Consider the following 13,636-nt stretch of genomic DNA (forward strand, 5'->3'; position numbering starts at 1 on the left):
GCGGGCATCGCGGCTGTCCGGCCATCTTCGGCAAGAAGGGTTTTCCGGCATGGCCGGCAGGTATGAAAAAAAGGGCGTCCTGCGGAAGCAGGACGCCCTTGTGTCAGCACGTGGCGGAGGGGGAGGGATTTGAACCCCCGGAAGGCGTGAACCTTCAGCGGTTTTCAAGACCGCCGCAATCAACCGCTCTGCCACCCCTCCGTGCGGAGCAGACCGCGCCGTCTCCTGCAGTCATCCTGCGGGCAGGGCCCATGGCCTTGGGCGGTGCTTCGTCTGCGGGCTGCCGGGCCACGGCACAGGGCCTGCCCGTCAGAACAGCCAGAAGCATATAGCACTTTTGGGCCCGGAGCGTAAAGGGCAAGCTGCCGGAGAGCCCGGCGGACCATAAAAAAAGCGGCGCCCTCCAGAAGAGGACGCCGCCGGATCCGCTGAGCGAAATACTACTTGATGGCGTCCTTCAGGCCCTTGCCGGGGGTGAACTTGGCAACCTTGCTGGCAGGGATGGTGATTTCCTTGCCGGTGCGGGGATTGCGACCCTTGCGGGCGGCGCGCTCAACCACCTTGAAGCTGCCGAAACCGGTGAAGGTCACGGATTCGCCGGAAGCGAGGGCTTCGCGCAGCGCAGCCACGACGGCGTCGAGGGCTTCTTCGGCCTTGGCTTTGGTGGGCAGGCCGGCCTTGGCATGGATCTTTTCAACAAGCTCAGCTTTGGTCATAGTTATACTCCAAAAAAAGAGTTTCGGGTTTCAATCTGTAACCAGACAGGGCATCCATACGTTATGGGCTTGGGCCGTGTCAATGGAAAATGCCCATATATCAAAGTTTTCCGGGCATCAGAGCCTTTTCGGCATACGTTTCGCATCGCTTTCGGGCGGGGCGGCCCCGGGACGCATCAGCGGATGCTCAGGAAAGGTCCACCAGGCTGACTTCGGCGCTTTTGAGCGGGTGCCCCAGGAAAAGGCTGCCGGTACGGATGAAGCGCAGCACGTTGTCCGTGGTCATGAAGCGGTGGGAGCCGGGGGCGTCTTCCCGGCGCAGCAGATCCAGCTCGCGCAGGCGGTTTTCCACGGCCACAGCGGCGGTCTCGGCCGAATCCACGATGCGCACGTCATCGCCTACCACATGGCGCAGGGCTTCGCGGAACAGGGGAAAGTGCGTGCAGCCCAGCACCAGGGTGTCGGGCCTGTCGGGACGTTCCGGGGAGAACAGGTCGCCCAGATAGCGGCTGGCGATGCCCTCGACGATGGGGCCGTCCATCCAGCCTTCCTCGGCCAGGGGCACGAAAAGGGTGCAGGCCCTGCCCTGGACGCGGGCCTCGGGGCACAGGGAGGCGATGGCCTGCTGGTAGGCGCCGCCGGCGATGGTGGCTTCGGTGGCGATGACCACGATGCGCTTGTTGCGACTGGCGGCCACGGCGGCTTCGGCACCGGGACGCACGACCCCGAGGACGGGCAGGGGCGCGAAGTGTTCGCGCAGTTCCGGCAGGGCGGCGGAGGTGGCGGTATTGCAGGCCACCACCAGCATTTTGACGCCTTCGTCCACCAGGCGTCCCGCAGCCTTGAGCGTGTAGCGGATGATGGTGTCGCGGCTTTTGGTGCCGTAGGGCAGACGGGCCGTATCACCAAGGTAGAGCAGGTTCTCGCCGGGCAGGCGGCCGGAGATGGCTTTGAGCACGGTCAGGCCGCCCATGCCGGAATCAAAGATGCCGATGGGCAGGGAAGCTGAGGGATTCATGACGTTCCTTCGATGGGGGATGGCTCCGGTGGGGCCTCCCCGGGCTGGCACGTTGTGGGGACGGAAGGGCGCAAGGCGCCCCTGCCTGCCGGTAGGGCGGGACGCGACCTCCTTTCCGGGCGTGCCCCGAAGGGGGCGACGGCATCCGGTCAGGGGCATCCATGTCCCGACTGCGGAAGGATGGCTTTTTTCACGCGGCAGGGCAAGGGAAAACGGGCGCCGGAGGCTTACGGGACGCACTTCTCCTGTCCCGGGTGTCATACCGGTGTGCCGGCCGGGCGGTACGGGCCGCTAGAATCCCTGCCACAGATAACGCAGGGACGTGAAGAGCAGGATCAGGGCCAGCCCCCACTTGATGCGGCGCGCGGGCACGAAGCGCTGGCAGCGCGCCCCCAGATAACTGCCCATGAGCCCGCCCAGGCCCAGCAGCAGGCCCAGCAGGGGATCGGCGCCGATGCCGTCCAGCGAGGAGAACAGGCCCAGGAAGCCATAGCCCAGCACTCCGGCCAGCGAGGCCAGGAAGGTGCCCAGCAGCAGGGCCCCGGCGATGGCATGGACGGGCAGGCCGAAGATGCTGACCAGGAAGGGGGAAAGGATGGCGCCGCCGCCGATGCCGTAGATGCCGCCCGCCAGACCGATGCCCAGGCTGAGGGCCGCCAGGCGCGGGCAGCTGACGGAGTGCCGTGCCTCACCGAACGTGAAGACCAGGCGGGAACGGTCCCATCGCTCCACATGGATCCGGGCCATGCCGCCCCCCTTGCGGGCGGGCGCGGCGGGCCTGCGCAGGTCGCGGAGCATGCGCCAGAAGATCCAGAGCAGCAGCAGACCGGCAAAGACCTTGAAACGGCTCTCGTCCGGCAGCCAGTAGACGCGGATCAGCGAGCCCAGCACGATGCCGGGCAGGGTGCCCACGGCCACGGTCAGGGCCAGCGGCCAGAGCAGGCGCCCCTCGCGGGCGTAGCGCAGGATGCCGCCGGGACAGGCCAGAACGTTGAAAAGATGGTTGGTGGCGCTGACGCCGGGGCTGGTGTAGCCCAGAAAACTCATCTGGAAAGGCAGGAGCAGGAAGGCTCCCGACAGGCCGCCCATGGACGTGACGAACGAGATGCCCATGGCCGCCAGGACGGGCACCAGGGGGTGACACTCGATACCGGAAACGGGAAAGAACATGGACCACCTCCACAGGTTGTGCGACGGGGTAAAAGCAGAGTAAACTGATATGGATATTTTTGTCACGTTTTATTTTTTTACTAACTTATGGAAAATAAAGAGATAAAAATAAAATAAGCGTGATTTTTCAAGGTACTTTCATCACTATTTTATATAAAATAGTGATAAATTGGCTTATGCGGCGGCCCTCCGGCCCCGCAGGCCGGGGCTGCGGCCCGGTCACGCAGCGCGTCCCCCGGGGGCACATTGCCTGTGCCGGGCGAAACGCGTATATTTCAGGCTTTCCCATCACCGTGCAGCAAAGGATTTCTTCATGCTCGCCATTCTCGAATACAAGGCAGGCAACCAGACCAGCGTGCGCCGCGCGCTGGAACATCTGGGCATCCCCTGCCGCATCACCGCCGATCCTGCGGAACTGGAGCAGGCCCAGGGCATCATCTTTCCCGGTGTGGGCGCCGCCGGGCAGGCCATGGAGGCCCTGACCTCCGCCGGTCTGGACAGCGTGCTGCGCCGTGCCGTGGCCGAAGGCCAGCCCCTGCTGGGCATCTGCCTGGGCTGCCAGATCCTGCTGGAGCACAGCGAAGAGAACGACGTGCGCACCCTGGGCATCGTGCCCGGCCGCTGCGTGCGTTTCCCCGATCATATGAAGGAAGAGGACGGCAGCCCCGCCCCCGTGCCGCATATGGGCTGGAACAGCCTCGATGTGGTGCGTCCGGGCCGTCTGCTGCACGGCATCGAACCCGGTGCGGAATTCTATTTCGTCCACAGCTATTATGTGGAGCCCGCGCCCGAGCTGGTCATGGCCACCACGGTCTACGGGAAGGAGTTCTGCTCGGTCTACGGCCGCGACGGCCTGTGGGCCGTGCAGTGCCATCTGGAAAAGAGCGGTCGTCCCGGCCTGACCGTGCTGCGCAATTTCTACGATTACTGCGACGAGGTGCGCCATGCTTAGCAAACGAGTCATCCCCTGCCTGGACGTGCGCGCCGGCCGCCTGACCAAGGGCATCAAATTCCAGGGCAACGTGGACATCGGCGACCCCGTGGAGAGCGCCCGTCGCTATTATGAGGAAGGCGCGGACGAGATCGTCTTTTACGACATCACGGCCTCGGCCGAGGAGCGCGGCATCTTCCTGGACGTGGTGGAGCGCGTGGCCTCGCAGATCTTCATCCCCTTCAGCGTGGGCGGCGGCATCTCGTCCGTGGCCGACATGCGCGCCGTGCTCAATGCCGGGGCCGAAAAGGTCTCCATCAACTCCGCGGCCGTGCGCAATCCCGATCTGGTGGCCGACGGCGCGGCGGCTTTCGGCTCGCAGGCCATCGTGGTGGGCATGGACGTGCTGCGCGTGCCCGTGAGCGAGAGCATCCCCTCCGGCTACGAGATCGTCATTCAGGGCGGTCGCCGTCGCATGGGCATCGACGCCATCGAATGGGCGCGCAAATGCCAGGAGCTGGGCGCGGGCGAGCTCTGCGTCAACTCCATCGACGCCGACGGCACCCGTGACGGCTACGAACTGACCCTGACCAGGGCCATCGTGGACGCCGTGTCCATCCCGGTCATCGCTTCCGGCGGCGCGGGCGCGCCCGAACATATGTACGATGCCGTGAGCAAGGGCGGCGCCTCGGCGGCGCTCATCGCTTCCATCGTGCACTACGGGCAGTACACCATCCGCCAGTGCAAGGAAGTCATGGCCGAGAAGGGCGCCAAGGTCCGCCTGACGTGGTAGCTCCCGAAGCCCGCTGGCAGGCCCTGCTGCCCGTGCTGCGGCACTGGCCGCTGGCCGTGGCCTTTTCCGGCGGGCTGGACAGCCGTTTCCTCTGTTTCGCCCTGCGGCGTGCGGGCTGCGATGTGCTGGCCCTGCACGCCACGGGGCCGCATGTGCCGCAGGCCGAGAGCGCGGCGGCGCGGCGCTGGGCCCGGGCGCAGGGACTGTCCCTGCTGGAAGTGCGGCACGATCCCCTTTCCCTGCCCGAAGTGGCGGTGAACAGCCGGGAGCGCTGCTATGCCTGCAAGCGGGCCCTCATGCGTCGTCTGCGCGACGCCCTGGCCGCCGCGGGCGGTTGCCGCATCCTCTGTGACGGCAGCAATGCCGACGATCTGACCGCCTTCCGGCCCGGACAGAGGGCCGTGCGCGAAGCGGGTGTGCTCTCGCCCCTGGCGCTGGCCGGGCTCCACAAACAGGAGTTGCGTGATCTGGGCGCGGCCTGGGGCCTGGACGACCCGCAGCAGGCCGCCCGGCCCTGTTTGCTGACCCGGCTGGCCTATGGAATGAACCCGGAACCGGCCCTGCTGGCCCGTCTGGCCGCTGCCGAAGCCGATCTGGCCGCCTTGTCCGGCCTGGGGGATTTTCGCCTGCGCCTGACGCCGGAGCCTGTCCTGCAGGCGGCCGTGCTGCCTGACGGCCTGCGGCCGCAGGTGATGCAGGTGCTGGAGGCCCACGGTTTTGGCGGGGCCGGGATCGTGGAAGGGACGGTCAGCGGCTTTTTTGACCGCCGAGCGTGATTTTTTTTGGGGGGAAACCCCTCATCATCGCTGTCGATGCCCGCAGCTTTCTGCATCGTGCAACGGGTAGGGCCTCCTCCCGGTCGCTGCCGGTACACGAAGGCCTTCCCCGGCGTCCTGATAAAGGGGGGAGGATGTTTCCCCCGGAAAGAATAAAACGCGCCCGCGAGACGGAGTTCTCGCGGGCGCGTTTGTTTTTGACAGGGATATGCCCTCCCATGAGCTGGAGGGATGTCCTGTTATGAAAGCGCGCTGGGGAAAGGGAAGTTTGAGGGGGCCCCCCTCAAAGATTCCTCCCCGTCCTTCGCAGATAGGGCCTTACCGGACGCGCAGGGCCTCGGTGATGATGGCCGCGTCTTCCTCCGGCCGGGCTTTGACATTGAGTTCGGCGTTGCCGCCGTGGCAGACGAAGCCCTCGGGGCCGTGTTCCACCACACCGGCGGAGATGACCTGCCCGTAGGGGAGCTGGTCGCGCATGTCGGCGTGGTCCACGCGGCGGGGAAAGATGAAGGGCACGGGCTGGCCGGAAAAATCTTCCATGATCAAATACTTCATGACCTGCCTTCCTGTTATTGCTGGCGCTGGGCACGACGGTTCTTGAGGTACTGTCGCACGGCGCGGTTATGATCGTCGAGGTTGGTGGAAAAAGCGTGGCGGCCGCCGTCGGTGATGGCCACGAAATAGAGGTACTTGTGCTCTTCGGGCGTGATGGCCGCGGCCAGGGCACTGGCGCCGAACGAGCAGATGGGGCCGGGCGGCAGGCCGGGACGCTGGTAGGTGTTGTAGATGTTGTTGGCGTCGTCCAGATGGCGGCGGCGCAGGTTGCCGTCAAAGTTGGGCCCCAGCCCGTAGATGACCGTGGGGTCGGCCTGGAGCGCCATGTTGATGCGCAAACGGTTGGCATAGACGCCGGCCACGCGCGGCCGCTCGTCGGCAAAGGCGGTCTCCTTTTCCACGACGGACGCCAGGATCACCAGACGGCGCAGCTCGTCGCGGGAGGGCCGCTTGCCGCCGGGCCAAAGGGCGTCGCCCTTGCGCCAGAAGTTGTCCACCATGCGGCCGGCCACGGCACGGGCCTGGGCCTTGTCGGGCACGTCGGCTTTCTTGAGCAGATAGGTGTCCGGCATGAGGAAACCCTCGGCCGAATCGAAGGGGATGCCGTAGTGGCGCAAAAAGGCCGGATCCGTGATGACGGCCCGGAAATCCTCAAAGCGCACCAGCCCGGCGTCTTCCAGCACCTTGGCGGTCTGCCACCAGGTCAGGCCTTCGGGCACGGTGACGCGGAACAGCACCGGCTGGCCGTTGACCAGGGTATCCAGCACCTGTTCCGGCAGCCAGCCCGTATTGAGGGCAAAGCGGCCGGCCTGCAGGCGGCTGTCCCACTTTTTGTAGCGGGCCAGCAGCAGGAACTTGCGCGCATCGGTGATGAGACCGCGTTCTTCCAGCTTGTCGGCCACACGGCGCACATTGGCGCCGGGTTCCACGTCGAAGAAGGCTTCCTGCCCCGGTGTGGCCGGGGGCGTCTTGAGGAAGGTCCAGGCCTCGTATCCCGCCCAGCCGGCAGCGGCCGCCGCCAGCAGGACAAGGACAGCCACGATGCGCAGTACGGTCTTCATGCCGGCCTCCGCTGGTCAGGGCTGAGGGAAAGAAAAGACTCCAGGATGCGCACGGCGGCCTGCTGGTCCAGCACGGCCTTGCAGCGGCGGCCCGTGCGGCCCACCTCGCGCAGTTCGCGCTCGGCGGCCTCGGAGCTGAGCAGCTCGGACATGAAATAGAAGGGCAGGGGCACGCGGCGCTTGAGGCGCTCGGTGACGTTGCGCACCTGCCGGGTGGTCATGCTCTCGGTGCCGTCGGTGAGCAGGGGCAGGCCCATGACCACGGCGTCGGGGCGCTCCTCGAGGATCCGCCCGGCCAGCGCCGCCAGGAATTCCTTGCGGTTGGCGTAGTCGGCCAGGCGGATGGTGGTCAGCGGATAGGCCATGATGCCTTCCGGGTCGGTGGCGGCCAGGCCCGTGCGGGCCAGGCCGTAATCAATACCTACCCATTTCAAGGCGTTTACAGCCCCATCTTGGCGCGCACTTCGGCCAGCGTGGCGGAGGCGAAGGCGCGGGCGCGTTCGTTGCCGGCGGCCAGGATCTCGGCCACGGCACCGGGACGGGCCGACAGGGCGGCGCGGCGTTCCTGCAGGGGAGCCAGGAAGGCTTCCAGGTTCTTCAGGAAGCGCTTCTTGCATTCCACACAGCCGAAGCTGGCGCCGGTACAGCCGGTGCGGATCTCGGCCTGCTCTTCGGGGCTGGCCAGCAGCACATGGTAGGGGAAGAGGTTGCAGACGTCCGGGTTGCCGGGATCGCTCTTGCGCAGGCGGGCCGGGTCGGTGAACATGCCGCGCACCTTGGGCTCGATGTCGGCCATGGTGTCACGCAGGAAGATGCCGTTGTTGTAGCTCTTGGACATCTTGCGGCCGTCCAGGCCGGGGCACTTGGCCGCGGGGGTGAGCATGGCCTGCGGCTCGGGGAAGAAGTTGCCGCCATAGAGGTAGTTGAAGCGGCGGGCGATCTCGCGGGTCAGCTCCATGTGGGGCAGCTGGTCTTCACCCACGGGCACGCCGTGGGGACGGTACATGAGGATGTCCGCGGCCATGAGCACGGGGTAACAGAGGAAGCCCGCATTGCCCAGGTCCTTGTTGGTGATCTGCTGCTGCTGTTCCTTGTAGGTGGGGTTGCGTTCCAGCCAGGAGACGGGGGTGATCATGGAGAGCAGCAGGCTCAGCTCGGCGTGTTCCTTGACCGCGCTCTGGCGGAAGATGACGCACTTTTCGGGATCCAGCCCGGCGGCCACCCAGTCCTTGACCATCTCTTCCACGTTGGTGGCGATGTTGGAGGGGTCGGCATAATCGCTGGTCAGGGCGTGCCAGTCGGCCACGAAGAAATAGGCTTCCTCGGTGTGCTGGAGTTCCACCCAGTTCTTGAGGACGCCGAAGTAGTGACCCAGATGGAGCGGCCCGGTGGGACGCATGCCCGAAACCGTACGCGGACGAACAGTGCTCATTTCAAGATTCCTTTAGAAGTTCCGTTACTTACTTGATACCGACAAGCGAAAGCAGCAAATCGCTGCCCCCGCCGATAAGAGGCCCGAGGATGTGCCCCAACAGGCCCGTGGCCAGCAGGAGCACCAGGATGATGAAGCCGTAGCGCCCGGCGCTCATATAGGCCCAGGCGGCGCGCGGCGGCAGGAAATAGGCCACGATCTTGCTGCCGTCCAGCGGCGGGATGGGCAGCAGGTTGATCCAGGCGAGGCAGAGGTTGATGTTCACCCCGGCCACCAGCATAAGTAGGAAGTAGCGCGTGGTGTCCGAGATGTCGGGGCTGGGCAGCATGGCCACCACGGCGCCCAGGACAAGGGCAAAGCAGATGGCCAGCAGGAAGTTGGTCACGGGCCCGGCCAGGGCCACCCACATCATGTCGCGGGCGGGGTCGCGCAGGTTGCGCACATTGACCGGCACCGGCTTGGCCCAGCCGAAGATGAAGCCCGTGCCCAGGCTGGTGAGCAGGAACACGGCCGCGCCCAGGGCGTCGAAATGCGAGACGGGATTGAGGGTCAGGCGGCCCATGAAGCGGGCGGTCTGGTCCCCCTTGCGGGAGGCCATCCAGCCGTGGGCCACTTCATGCATGATGATGCCGAGCAGGGTGGGGATCAGGTAGACAGCGAAGCGCTGTGCGTTGAATGCAAAATCGAACATCTGCCGCAAGTACCATGCAACGGGTCAAATGTCGATATGAGGGGCGGGAAGGGCAGGGGGCCTCCCCGGCCCCGTAGATGTCATTTGGCAAGGGGCATCCTGTGGCGACGGGGGGCGCCGGTTCTGCCGCCGGTCAGGGCGTGGCTCTCGTCGATGAGCGCGAACAGCTCTTCGGGCGTGATGCCCCCGTCCAGAAGGATGGAGACCCAGTGCCTTTTATCCATATGGTAGGCGGGCAGGATGCCCGGCGTCCCGCTGATGAGCAGATCCAGGACGCCGTCGGACTTCAGGTTGATGATCTCCACCGGTCCGTCTCCGTCCAGGCCCAGCCGGTCCGGGGGCACGTCCATGATCAGGGCGTACCACTTCCGTCCCTGCTGGTGGCGCAGGACGGCATAGTGCGGATACCGGGCCCAGGGGTATTCCGGTTCCGTGCCGAACTTCTTCCTGACGTAGGTGAGGATGGCTCCCCGCGTGGGCATGACCGGCCTCCGCGGGCCTAGCCCACGCTGGCGACTTTGCGGACCAGCAGCTCGTCGTTGGGCCAGATCTGGCGGTCGGGGGTGAGCAGTTCGCCGTCGCGGGCCACCAGGGCACATTCCTCGGCCAGCCCCAGGGCCGTCAACAGCTGGCGGGAGGTCTTGGGGCGGGGGATGGAGAGCCAGTGGTCCTCGGGCTGGAGACGCACGGTGACGCGCGCACCGGTGTGTTCGGGTTTGACGCAGTGGATGTGGCGGGGAGTCTCGCTCATGGTCGTTTCCTTATGCTTGAAGTCAGGCAGCGCGGTTGCCGGGGAGAGCAAGGAGTTGCGGGACACTACCTGCTCCTTGCCGCGCTGTCCCCTGTTAAAAGTTTTGGGAAGGGAAAAGGGGGAGCGCGAGGGGGAGAGGGAGAACCGTTTTCCCAAACGGTTTCCTTCTCCCCCTCGCCTGTTCCTTACTAAAACGCCACCCACCAGTACAGCAGGGTGACCACGGCCATACTGGCGGCGCGCAGGCCCTGGTTGGCCAGGATCAGGCGCAGGGCCAGGGCCGGGCGGTAGAAACCGGCGTAGGCGGGCAGCTGGTGGCGGATGGCCCGCATGGGCGTGGACAATATGTTGCCCACCATCAGGGCCAGTACCACGTCGCGGGCCTCGAGGCCGCCGGTCTGGAGCACGCTGCCTGCGGCGCCCAGAGCCGCGCCCAGCTCGGCGGCCAGGTGCAGCACGATGATGCCCATGGCCTGGGGCTTGAGGAAGGCCAGCCATTCCATGTGCATGGCCAGCCACTCCTCGGCGGCGGTGAACAGGCCGTAGCGCTGCAACAGATACATGATGATGTAGACGGGCACCGTGAAGCAGACCAGCTTGGGCACGCGGCGGCGGAAGCGCTTCCAAGCCTTGCGGGCGGCGGCGCGCCAGCCGGTCTCGCCGTCAGTCGCGGCCGTGCAGGCCAGGCAGCCCTGCGGCGGTGCGGGCAGCAGGCGGCGGGAAAAGGCGATGGTCAGGCCGGTACGGCCCACGGCGGCCAGCAGGGTCAGGCCCACATAGACCACGGCGGGCCAGCCCAGCACGGGCCAGGTAAGCAGGAAAATGGTGGGCGTGTGGACCAGATAGGCCGGGAAGCTGTTGAACAGATTGGCCAGCATGAGTTCCCGGCCGTCGATCTCGCCTTTTTGGTGGCTTTCGGAAAGCAGACCGTTGGCCGCGGCCGGGGAGACGAAGGCCAGGGAGAAGGCCGCGCCCGCCACGTCGCGCAGATGGGCGGCCCGGGCCAGCGGGGTGGCCAGACGGGCCAGGTGGCGCGTCCAGCGCAGGGCTTCCAGCAGATTGGCCAGCAGCAGGCCCACGCACAGGCCCAGCAGCAGACGCAGCAGGGGCCAGAGCAGGCCTTTCCAGAGCAGGGCCAGGGAATGCAGCGTATCAGGGGAAAGGATATCGTTCATGGGCAGGGCGCGGGATCAGGCCTGGGCGGCCGTGAAGCCCGTGTCCTCGGGCAGGTCGGGACCGGCGGCGAAGGCGCGGGCCAGCTCGTCGCAGCGTTCGTTCTCGCGGTGCCCGGTATGGCCGCGCAGCCAGTGGAAGGTCACTTTGTGGGTGCGCAGCAGGGGCAGGAGCTGCTTCCAGAGGTCCACGTTGAGCACGGGCTTTTTGTCGCTCTTGATCCAGTTGCGCTTTTGCCAGCCGGCCAGCCAGCCTTTTTCCACGGCGTCGCAGACGTATTTGGAATCGGTGTAGAGGTCCACCTCGCAGGCTTCGCGCAGGGCGGAGAGGGCCGCGATGACGCCGCCCAGTTCCATGCGGTTGTTGGTGGTCAGGCGGGCGCCGCCCACCAGTTCGCGGCGGGCCGTGCTGCCCACCAGGCAGAGGATGGCGGCCCAGCCGCCCCGGCCGGGATTGCCCAGGCAGGAACCGTCCGTATAGATGATGACTTTCTTCATGATCGCGCAGTGTAGGCAAGAAGCGGGGCGCTGGCAACGGGGCCTCCCCTGGTGTGTTCGCGCGCACAGCGGGACCGCAAAACGGGGGAGAGCGCGGGCAAGGCCGTGGTCTTCGTTCTGCAGGCTGGACTTTGCGGAACCTTTGGGATATGCTTTTCTACCAAAAATTAATGGGGGCATCACCCCCGTGGAGGACATCATGGCTCACAAGAAAATTGAGCGTAAAAAGGAACTGGATCGCCGCCGTCATCGTCGCGCTGAACGTCTGAAGCAGCGCGTGCGTGAAGCCAAGGCCGCCAAGGCCTAGTTTCCGCGGACAGTTCATTGCCGGTTCCCTGCGGGGAGCCGCGAATTTCAGCACAACGGCCGATGGCCCCGGACAAAAGAAGGGGCTGTCGTGGCCGTTCTTGGCGTTATAGCTATGCCCATCTACGAATATCAGTGTCCCAACTGTCAGAAAGTCTTTGAAGAATGGACCCATGTGACCGACATGCAGGCCCAGGAGCCCTGCCCTGATTGCGGCACCCCCTCGCCGCGGGTCATGTCGCACACGTCTTTCGTGCTCAAGGGCGGCGGCTGGTATGTCAGCGATTACGGCTACCGCAAGGGCATCAAGGACGAGAACAGCACGTCCACCCCTTCTTCTTCCGCCTCCTCGTCGACGAGTTCCACTTCTTCCGGCAGCACTGCCAGCAGCACTTCCGGAGGCTCGGGTTCTTCCACCTCCTCTTCGTCGACCCCTTCCGCGTGAGGTACCTATGATTGAGCGCTACACCCGGCCCGCCATGGGCCGCATCTGGACCCTGGAGAACCGTTACCGCGCCTGGCTGGCTGTGGAAGTGGCCGTGTGCGAAGCCTGGGCCGAACTGGGCCGCGTGCCCGCCGAGGCCGTGAAGACCATCCGGGAAAAGGCCGACATCGACGTGGACCGCATCCTTGAGATCGAGCAGACCACCCGTCATGATGTCATCGCCTTCCTCACCTCGCTGGAAGAAAAGGTGGGCCCCGACGCCCGCTACATCCATCTGGGCTGCACTTCTTCCGACATCGTGGACACTGCCAACGGCTATCTGTTCATGCAGGCCGGCAAGCTCATCGTGGAAGACATCGAAAAGGTGCTGGCTTCTCTGGAAGCCCTGGCCCGCAAGCACAAGGGCGTGCTCTGCATGGGCCGCACCCACGGCATCCATGCCGAACCCACCAGCTTCGGCCTTAAGATGACCGGCTTCCACGCCGAGTTCCAGCGCCATCTGGAGCGCGTCAAGGCGGGTATCGAGAGCGTGCGCGTGGGCAAGATCTCCGGCGCCGTGGGCACCTACGCCTTCCTTTCCCCCGAACTGGAGGAAAAGGCCCTGACCCGTCTGGGCCTGGCCGTGGACCCGCACTCCACCCAGATCGTGCAGCGTGACCGCTATGCCCACTTCTTCACCTCCCTGGCCATCCTGGCCGGCGGCATCGAGCGCCTGTGCGTGGAGCTGCGCCATCTGCAGCGCACCGAGGTGCTGGAAGTGGAAGAAGGCTTCGCCAAGGGCCAGAAGGGCTCCTCGGCCATGCCGCACAAGAAGAACCCCATCTCCGCAGAGAACATGGCCGGTCTTGCCCGCCTGATCCGCAGCAATGCCGTGGCTTCCATGGAGAACCAGGCCCTGTGGCACGAGCGCGACATCAGCCATTCGTCCGTGGAGCGCGTCATCATGCCCGACTCCACCATCCTGGCCGACTACGTGCTCAACCGCCTGTGCCGCCTGCTGGACGGTCTGGTGGTCAAGCCCGAGCGCATGAAGGAGAATATGGAGCGTTCCTACGGCCTGTACTTCTCCCAGCGCGTGCTCACCGCCCTCATCGCCACCGGCCTGCCGCGCCAGAAGGCCTATGAGGCCGTGCAGCGCCTGGCCATGCAGAGCTGGGAGACCCGCAAGCCCTTCCCCGAACTGGTGTGCGCCGATCCCGACATGCATGAACGTCTGGGCGATGCCCAGCTGGCCGAACTTTTCGATCCCACCTACTACCTTAAATACGAAGACGTCATCTACAAGCGCGTCTTCGGCAATTAGGAGGCTCCCGTGCAGCAG

At 65.6% G+C, this 13,636-nt stretch carries 17 protein-coding genes and 1 tRNA gene; 5 read left to right on the forward strand and 13 right to left on the reverse strand.

All coding sequences use genetic code 11. The annotated features are described in order from the left end of the window. Window positions 1-111: 111 nt before the first annotated feature. From ACQRBR_RS05990 to ACQRBR_RS06005, 4 genes are all read right to left on the reverse strand, one after another. A tRNA-Ser gene (locus ACQRBR_RS05990) sits at window positions 112-201 on the reverse strand. Between the two features lie 239 nt (window positions 202-440). Continuing rightward, window positions 441-716 (reverse strand): HU family DNA-binding protein, encoded by a 276-nt coding sequence (locus tag ACQRBR_RS05995; protein ID WP_006007160.1) that lies wholly within the window; start codon window positions 714-716, stop codon window positions 441-443. A gap of 187 nt (window positions 717-903) precedes the next feature. Further along, window positions 904-1,734 (reverse strand): glutamate racemase, encoded by an 831-nt coding sequence (murI, locus tag ACQRBR_RS06000; protein WP_427812567.1) that lies wholly within the window; start codon window positions 1,732-1,734, stop codon window positions 904-906. Window positions 1,735-2,025: 291 nt separating this feature from the next. Further along, window positions 2,026-2,904 carry a sulfite exporter TauE/SafE family protein gene (locus ACQRBR_RS06005; protein ID WP_427812568.1) on the reverse strand — a complete coding sequence of 293 codons (879 nt, stop codon included), beginning with the start codon at window positions 2,902-2,904 and terminating at the stop codon, window positions 2,026-2,028. 313 nt (window positions 2,905-3,217) lie between these two features. On the opposite strand from ACQRBR_RS06005, the gene hisH reads away from it, so the two are divergent. The 3 genes from hisH to ACQRBR_RS06020 are packed head-to-tail and all read left to right on the forward strand — an operon-like array spanning window position 3,218 to window position 5,404. Further along, the gene (gene hisH / locus ACQRBR_RS06010; RefSeq protein WP_006007168.1) at window positions 3,218-3,856 is read left to right on the forward strand and encodes an imidazole glycerol phosphate synthase subunit HisH; all 639 of its coding nucleotides are present in this window, start codon (window positions 3,218-3,220) and stop codon (window positions 3,854-3,856) included. Then, window positions 3,849-4,628, forward strand: coding sequence for an imidazole glycerol phosphate synthase subunit HisF (gene hisF / locus ACQRBR_RS06015; protein ID WP_278337799.1), 780 nt, complete (start codon window positions 3,849-3,851; stop codon window positions 4,626-4,628). Before hisH ends, hisF begins: the two co-directional genes overlap by 8 nt. Then, entirely contained in the window at window positions 4,622-5,404 is a 783-nt protein-coding gene (locus ACQRBR_RS06020; RefSeq protein ID WP_427812569.1) for a PP-loop family protein, read from the forward strand. The genes hisF and ACQRBR_RS06020 overlap by 7 nt, the downstream gene beginning before the upstream one ends. Before the next feature lie 318 nt (window positions 5,405-5,722). Here the strand turns inward: ACQRBR_RS06020 and ACQRBR_RS06025 are convergent, their stop codons facing one another. From ACQRBR_RS06025 to rnhA, 9 genes are all read right to left on the reverse strand, one after another. Beyond that, a complete protein-coding gene (locus ACQRBR_RS06025; protein ID WP_006007176.1) occupies window positions 5,723-5,959 on the reverse strand; it encodes a hypothetical protein in 237 nt (78 codons plus the stop codon). Window positions 5,960-5,973: 14 nt separating this feature from the next. Next, window positions 5,974-7,020 carry an endolytic transglycosylase MltG gene (gene mltG / locus ACQRBR_RS06030; RefSeq protein ID WP_303877958.1) on the reverse strand — a complete coding sequence of 349 codons (1,047 nt, stop codon included), beginning with the start codon at window positions 7,018-7,020 and terminating at the stop codon, window positions 5,974-5,976. Next, a complete protein-coding gene (gene ruvX / locus ACQRBR_RS06035) occupies window positions 7,017-7,454 on the reverse strand; it encodes a Holliday junction resolvase RuvX (protein WP_006007180.1) in 438 nt (145 codons plus the stop codon). Before ruvX ends, mltG begins: the two co-directional genes overlap by 4 nt. Window positions 7,455-7,459: 5 nt before the next feature. Next, window positions 7,460-8,452, reverse strand: a complete 993-nt coding sequence (gene trpS, locus ACQRBR_RS06040) for a tryptophan--tRNA ligase (protein ID WP_168936428.1) — start codon at window positions 8,450-8,452, stop codon at window positions 7,460-7,462. A gap of 28 nt (window positions 8,453-8,480) precedes the next feature. Next, complete coding sequence (locus tag ACQRBR_RS06045) at window positions 8,481-9,143, reverse strand: site-2 protease family protein (RefSeq protein ID WP_427812570.1); 663 nt, start codon at window positions 9,141-9,143, stop codon at window positions 8,481-8,483. An 80-nt stretch (window positions 9,144-9,223) separates the two neighbouring features. After that, a complete protein-coding gene (locus ACQRBR_RS06050) occupies window positions 9,224-9,625 on the reverse strand; it encodes an MmcQ/YjbR family DNA-binding protein (RefSeq protein WP_427812571.1) in 402 nt (133 codons plus the stop codon). A 17-nt stretch (window positions 9,626-9,642) separates the two neighbouring features. After that, a complete protein-coding gene (locus tag ACQRBR_RS06055; RefSeq protein ID WP_050760298.1) occupies window positions 9,643-9,894 on the reverse strand; it encodes a hypothetical protein in 252 nt (83 codons plus the stop codon). Window positions 9,895-10,082: 188 nt separating this feature from the next. Continuing rightward, on the reverse strand, window positions 10,083-11,069 hold the full coding sequence (locus ACQRBR_RS06060) for a hypothetical protein (RefSeq protein ID WP_427812572.1): 987 nt from the start codon (window positions 11,067-11,069) through the stop codon (window positions 10,083-10,085). A gap of 15 nt (window positions 11,070-11,084) precedes the next feature. Further along, window positions 11,085-11,564, reverse strand: coding sequence for a ribonuclease HI (gene rnhA / locus ACQRBR_RS06065; protein WP_427812573.1), 480 nt, complete (start codon window positions 11,562-11,564; stop codon window positions 11,085-11,087). A 421-nt stretch (window positions 11,565-11,985) separates the two neighbouring features. On the opposite strand from rnhA, the gene ACQRBR_RS06070 reads away from it, so the two are divergent. Together ACQRBR_RS06070 and purB are read left to right on the forward strand one after the other, a co-directional pair. Beyond that, entirely contained in the window at window positions 11,986-12,315 is a 330-nt protein-coding gene (locus tag ACQRBR_RS06070; RefSeq protein ID WP_168934733.1) for an FmdB family zinc ribbon protein, read from the forward strand. 7 nt (window positions 12,316-12,322) lie between these two features. Then, entirely contained in the window at window positions 12,323-13,618 is a 1,296-nt protein-coding gene (purB, locus tag ACQRBR_RS06075) for an adenylosuccinate lyase (RefSeq protein ID WP_168934734.1), read from the forward strand. Window positions 13,619-13,636 lie beyond the last annotated feature (18 nt).

Source organism: Desulfovibrio sp. SGI.133, assembly GCF_050313955.1.
Lineage (GTDB): Bacteria > Desulfobacterota > Desulfovibrionia > Desulfovibrionales > Desulfovibrionaceae > Desulfovibrio.

Excerpts from the sequence above, each read along its gene's own strand:
- ACQRBR_RS06025 (WP_006007176.1), bottom strand. The coding sequence starts at position 5,959 with ATGAAGTATTTGATCATGGAAGATTTTTCCGGCCAGCCCGTGCCCTTC.
- ACQRBR_RS06005 (WP_427812568.1), bottom strand. The coding sequence starts at position 2,904 with ATGTTCTTTCCCGTTTCCGGTATCGAGTGTCACCCCCTGGTGCCCGTC.
- mltG (WP_303877958.1), bottom strand. The coding sequence starts at position 7,020 with ATGAAGACCGTACTGCGCATCGTGGCTGTCCTTGTCCTGCTGGCGGCG.
- hisH (WP_006007168.1), top strand. The coding sequence starts at position 3,218 with ATGCTCGCCATTCTCGAATACAAGGCAGGCAACCAGACCAGCGTGCGC.
- purB (WP_168934734.1), top strand. The coding sequence starts at position 12,323 with ATGATTGAGCGCTACACCCGGCCCGCCATGGGCCGCATCTGGACCCTG.
- murI (WP_427812567.1), bottom strand. The coding sequence starts at position 1,734 with ATGAATCCCTCAGCTTCCCTGCCCATCGGCATCTTTGATTCCGGCATG.
- ACQRBR_RS06060 (WP_427812572.1), bottom strand. The coding sequence starts at position 11,069 with ATGAACGATATCCTTTCCCCTGATACGCTGCATTCCCTGGCCCTGCTC.
- ACQRBR_RS06045 (WP_427812570.1), bottom strand. The coding sequence starts at position 9,143 with ATGTTCGATTTTGCATTCAACGCACAGCGCTTCGCTGTCTACCTGATC.
- ACQRBR_RS06050 (WP_427812571.1), bottom strand. The coding sequence starts at position 9,625 with ATGCCCACGCGGGGAGCCATCCTCACCTACGTCAGGAAGAAGTTCGGC.
- ACQRBR_RS05995 (WP_006007160.1), bottom strand. The coding sequence starts at position 716 with ATGACCAAAGCTGAGCTTGTTGAAAAGATCCATGCCAAGGCCGGCCTG.
- rnhA (WP_427812573.1), bottom strand. The coding sequence starts at position 11,564 with ATGAAGAAAGTCATCATCTATACGGACGGTTCCTGCCTGGGCAATCCC.
- hisF (WP_278337799.1), top strand. The coding sequence starts at position 3,849 with ATGCTTAGCAAACGAGTCATCCCCTGCCTGGACGTGCGCGCCGGCCGC.
- ACQRBR_RS06070 (WP_168934733.1), top strand. The coding sequence starts at position 11,986 with ATGCCCATCTACGAATATCAGTGTCCCAACTGTCAGAAAGTCTTTGAA.
- trpS (WP_168936428.1), bottom strand. The coding sequence starts at position 8,452 with ATGAGCACTGTTCGTCCGCGTACGGTTTCGGGCATGCGTCCCACCGGG.
- ACQRBR_RS06055 (WP_050760298.1), bottom strand. The coding sequence starts at position 9,894 with ATGAGCGAGACTCCCCGCCACATCCACTGCGTCAAACCCGAACACACC.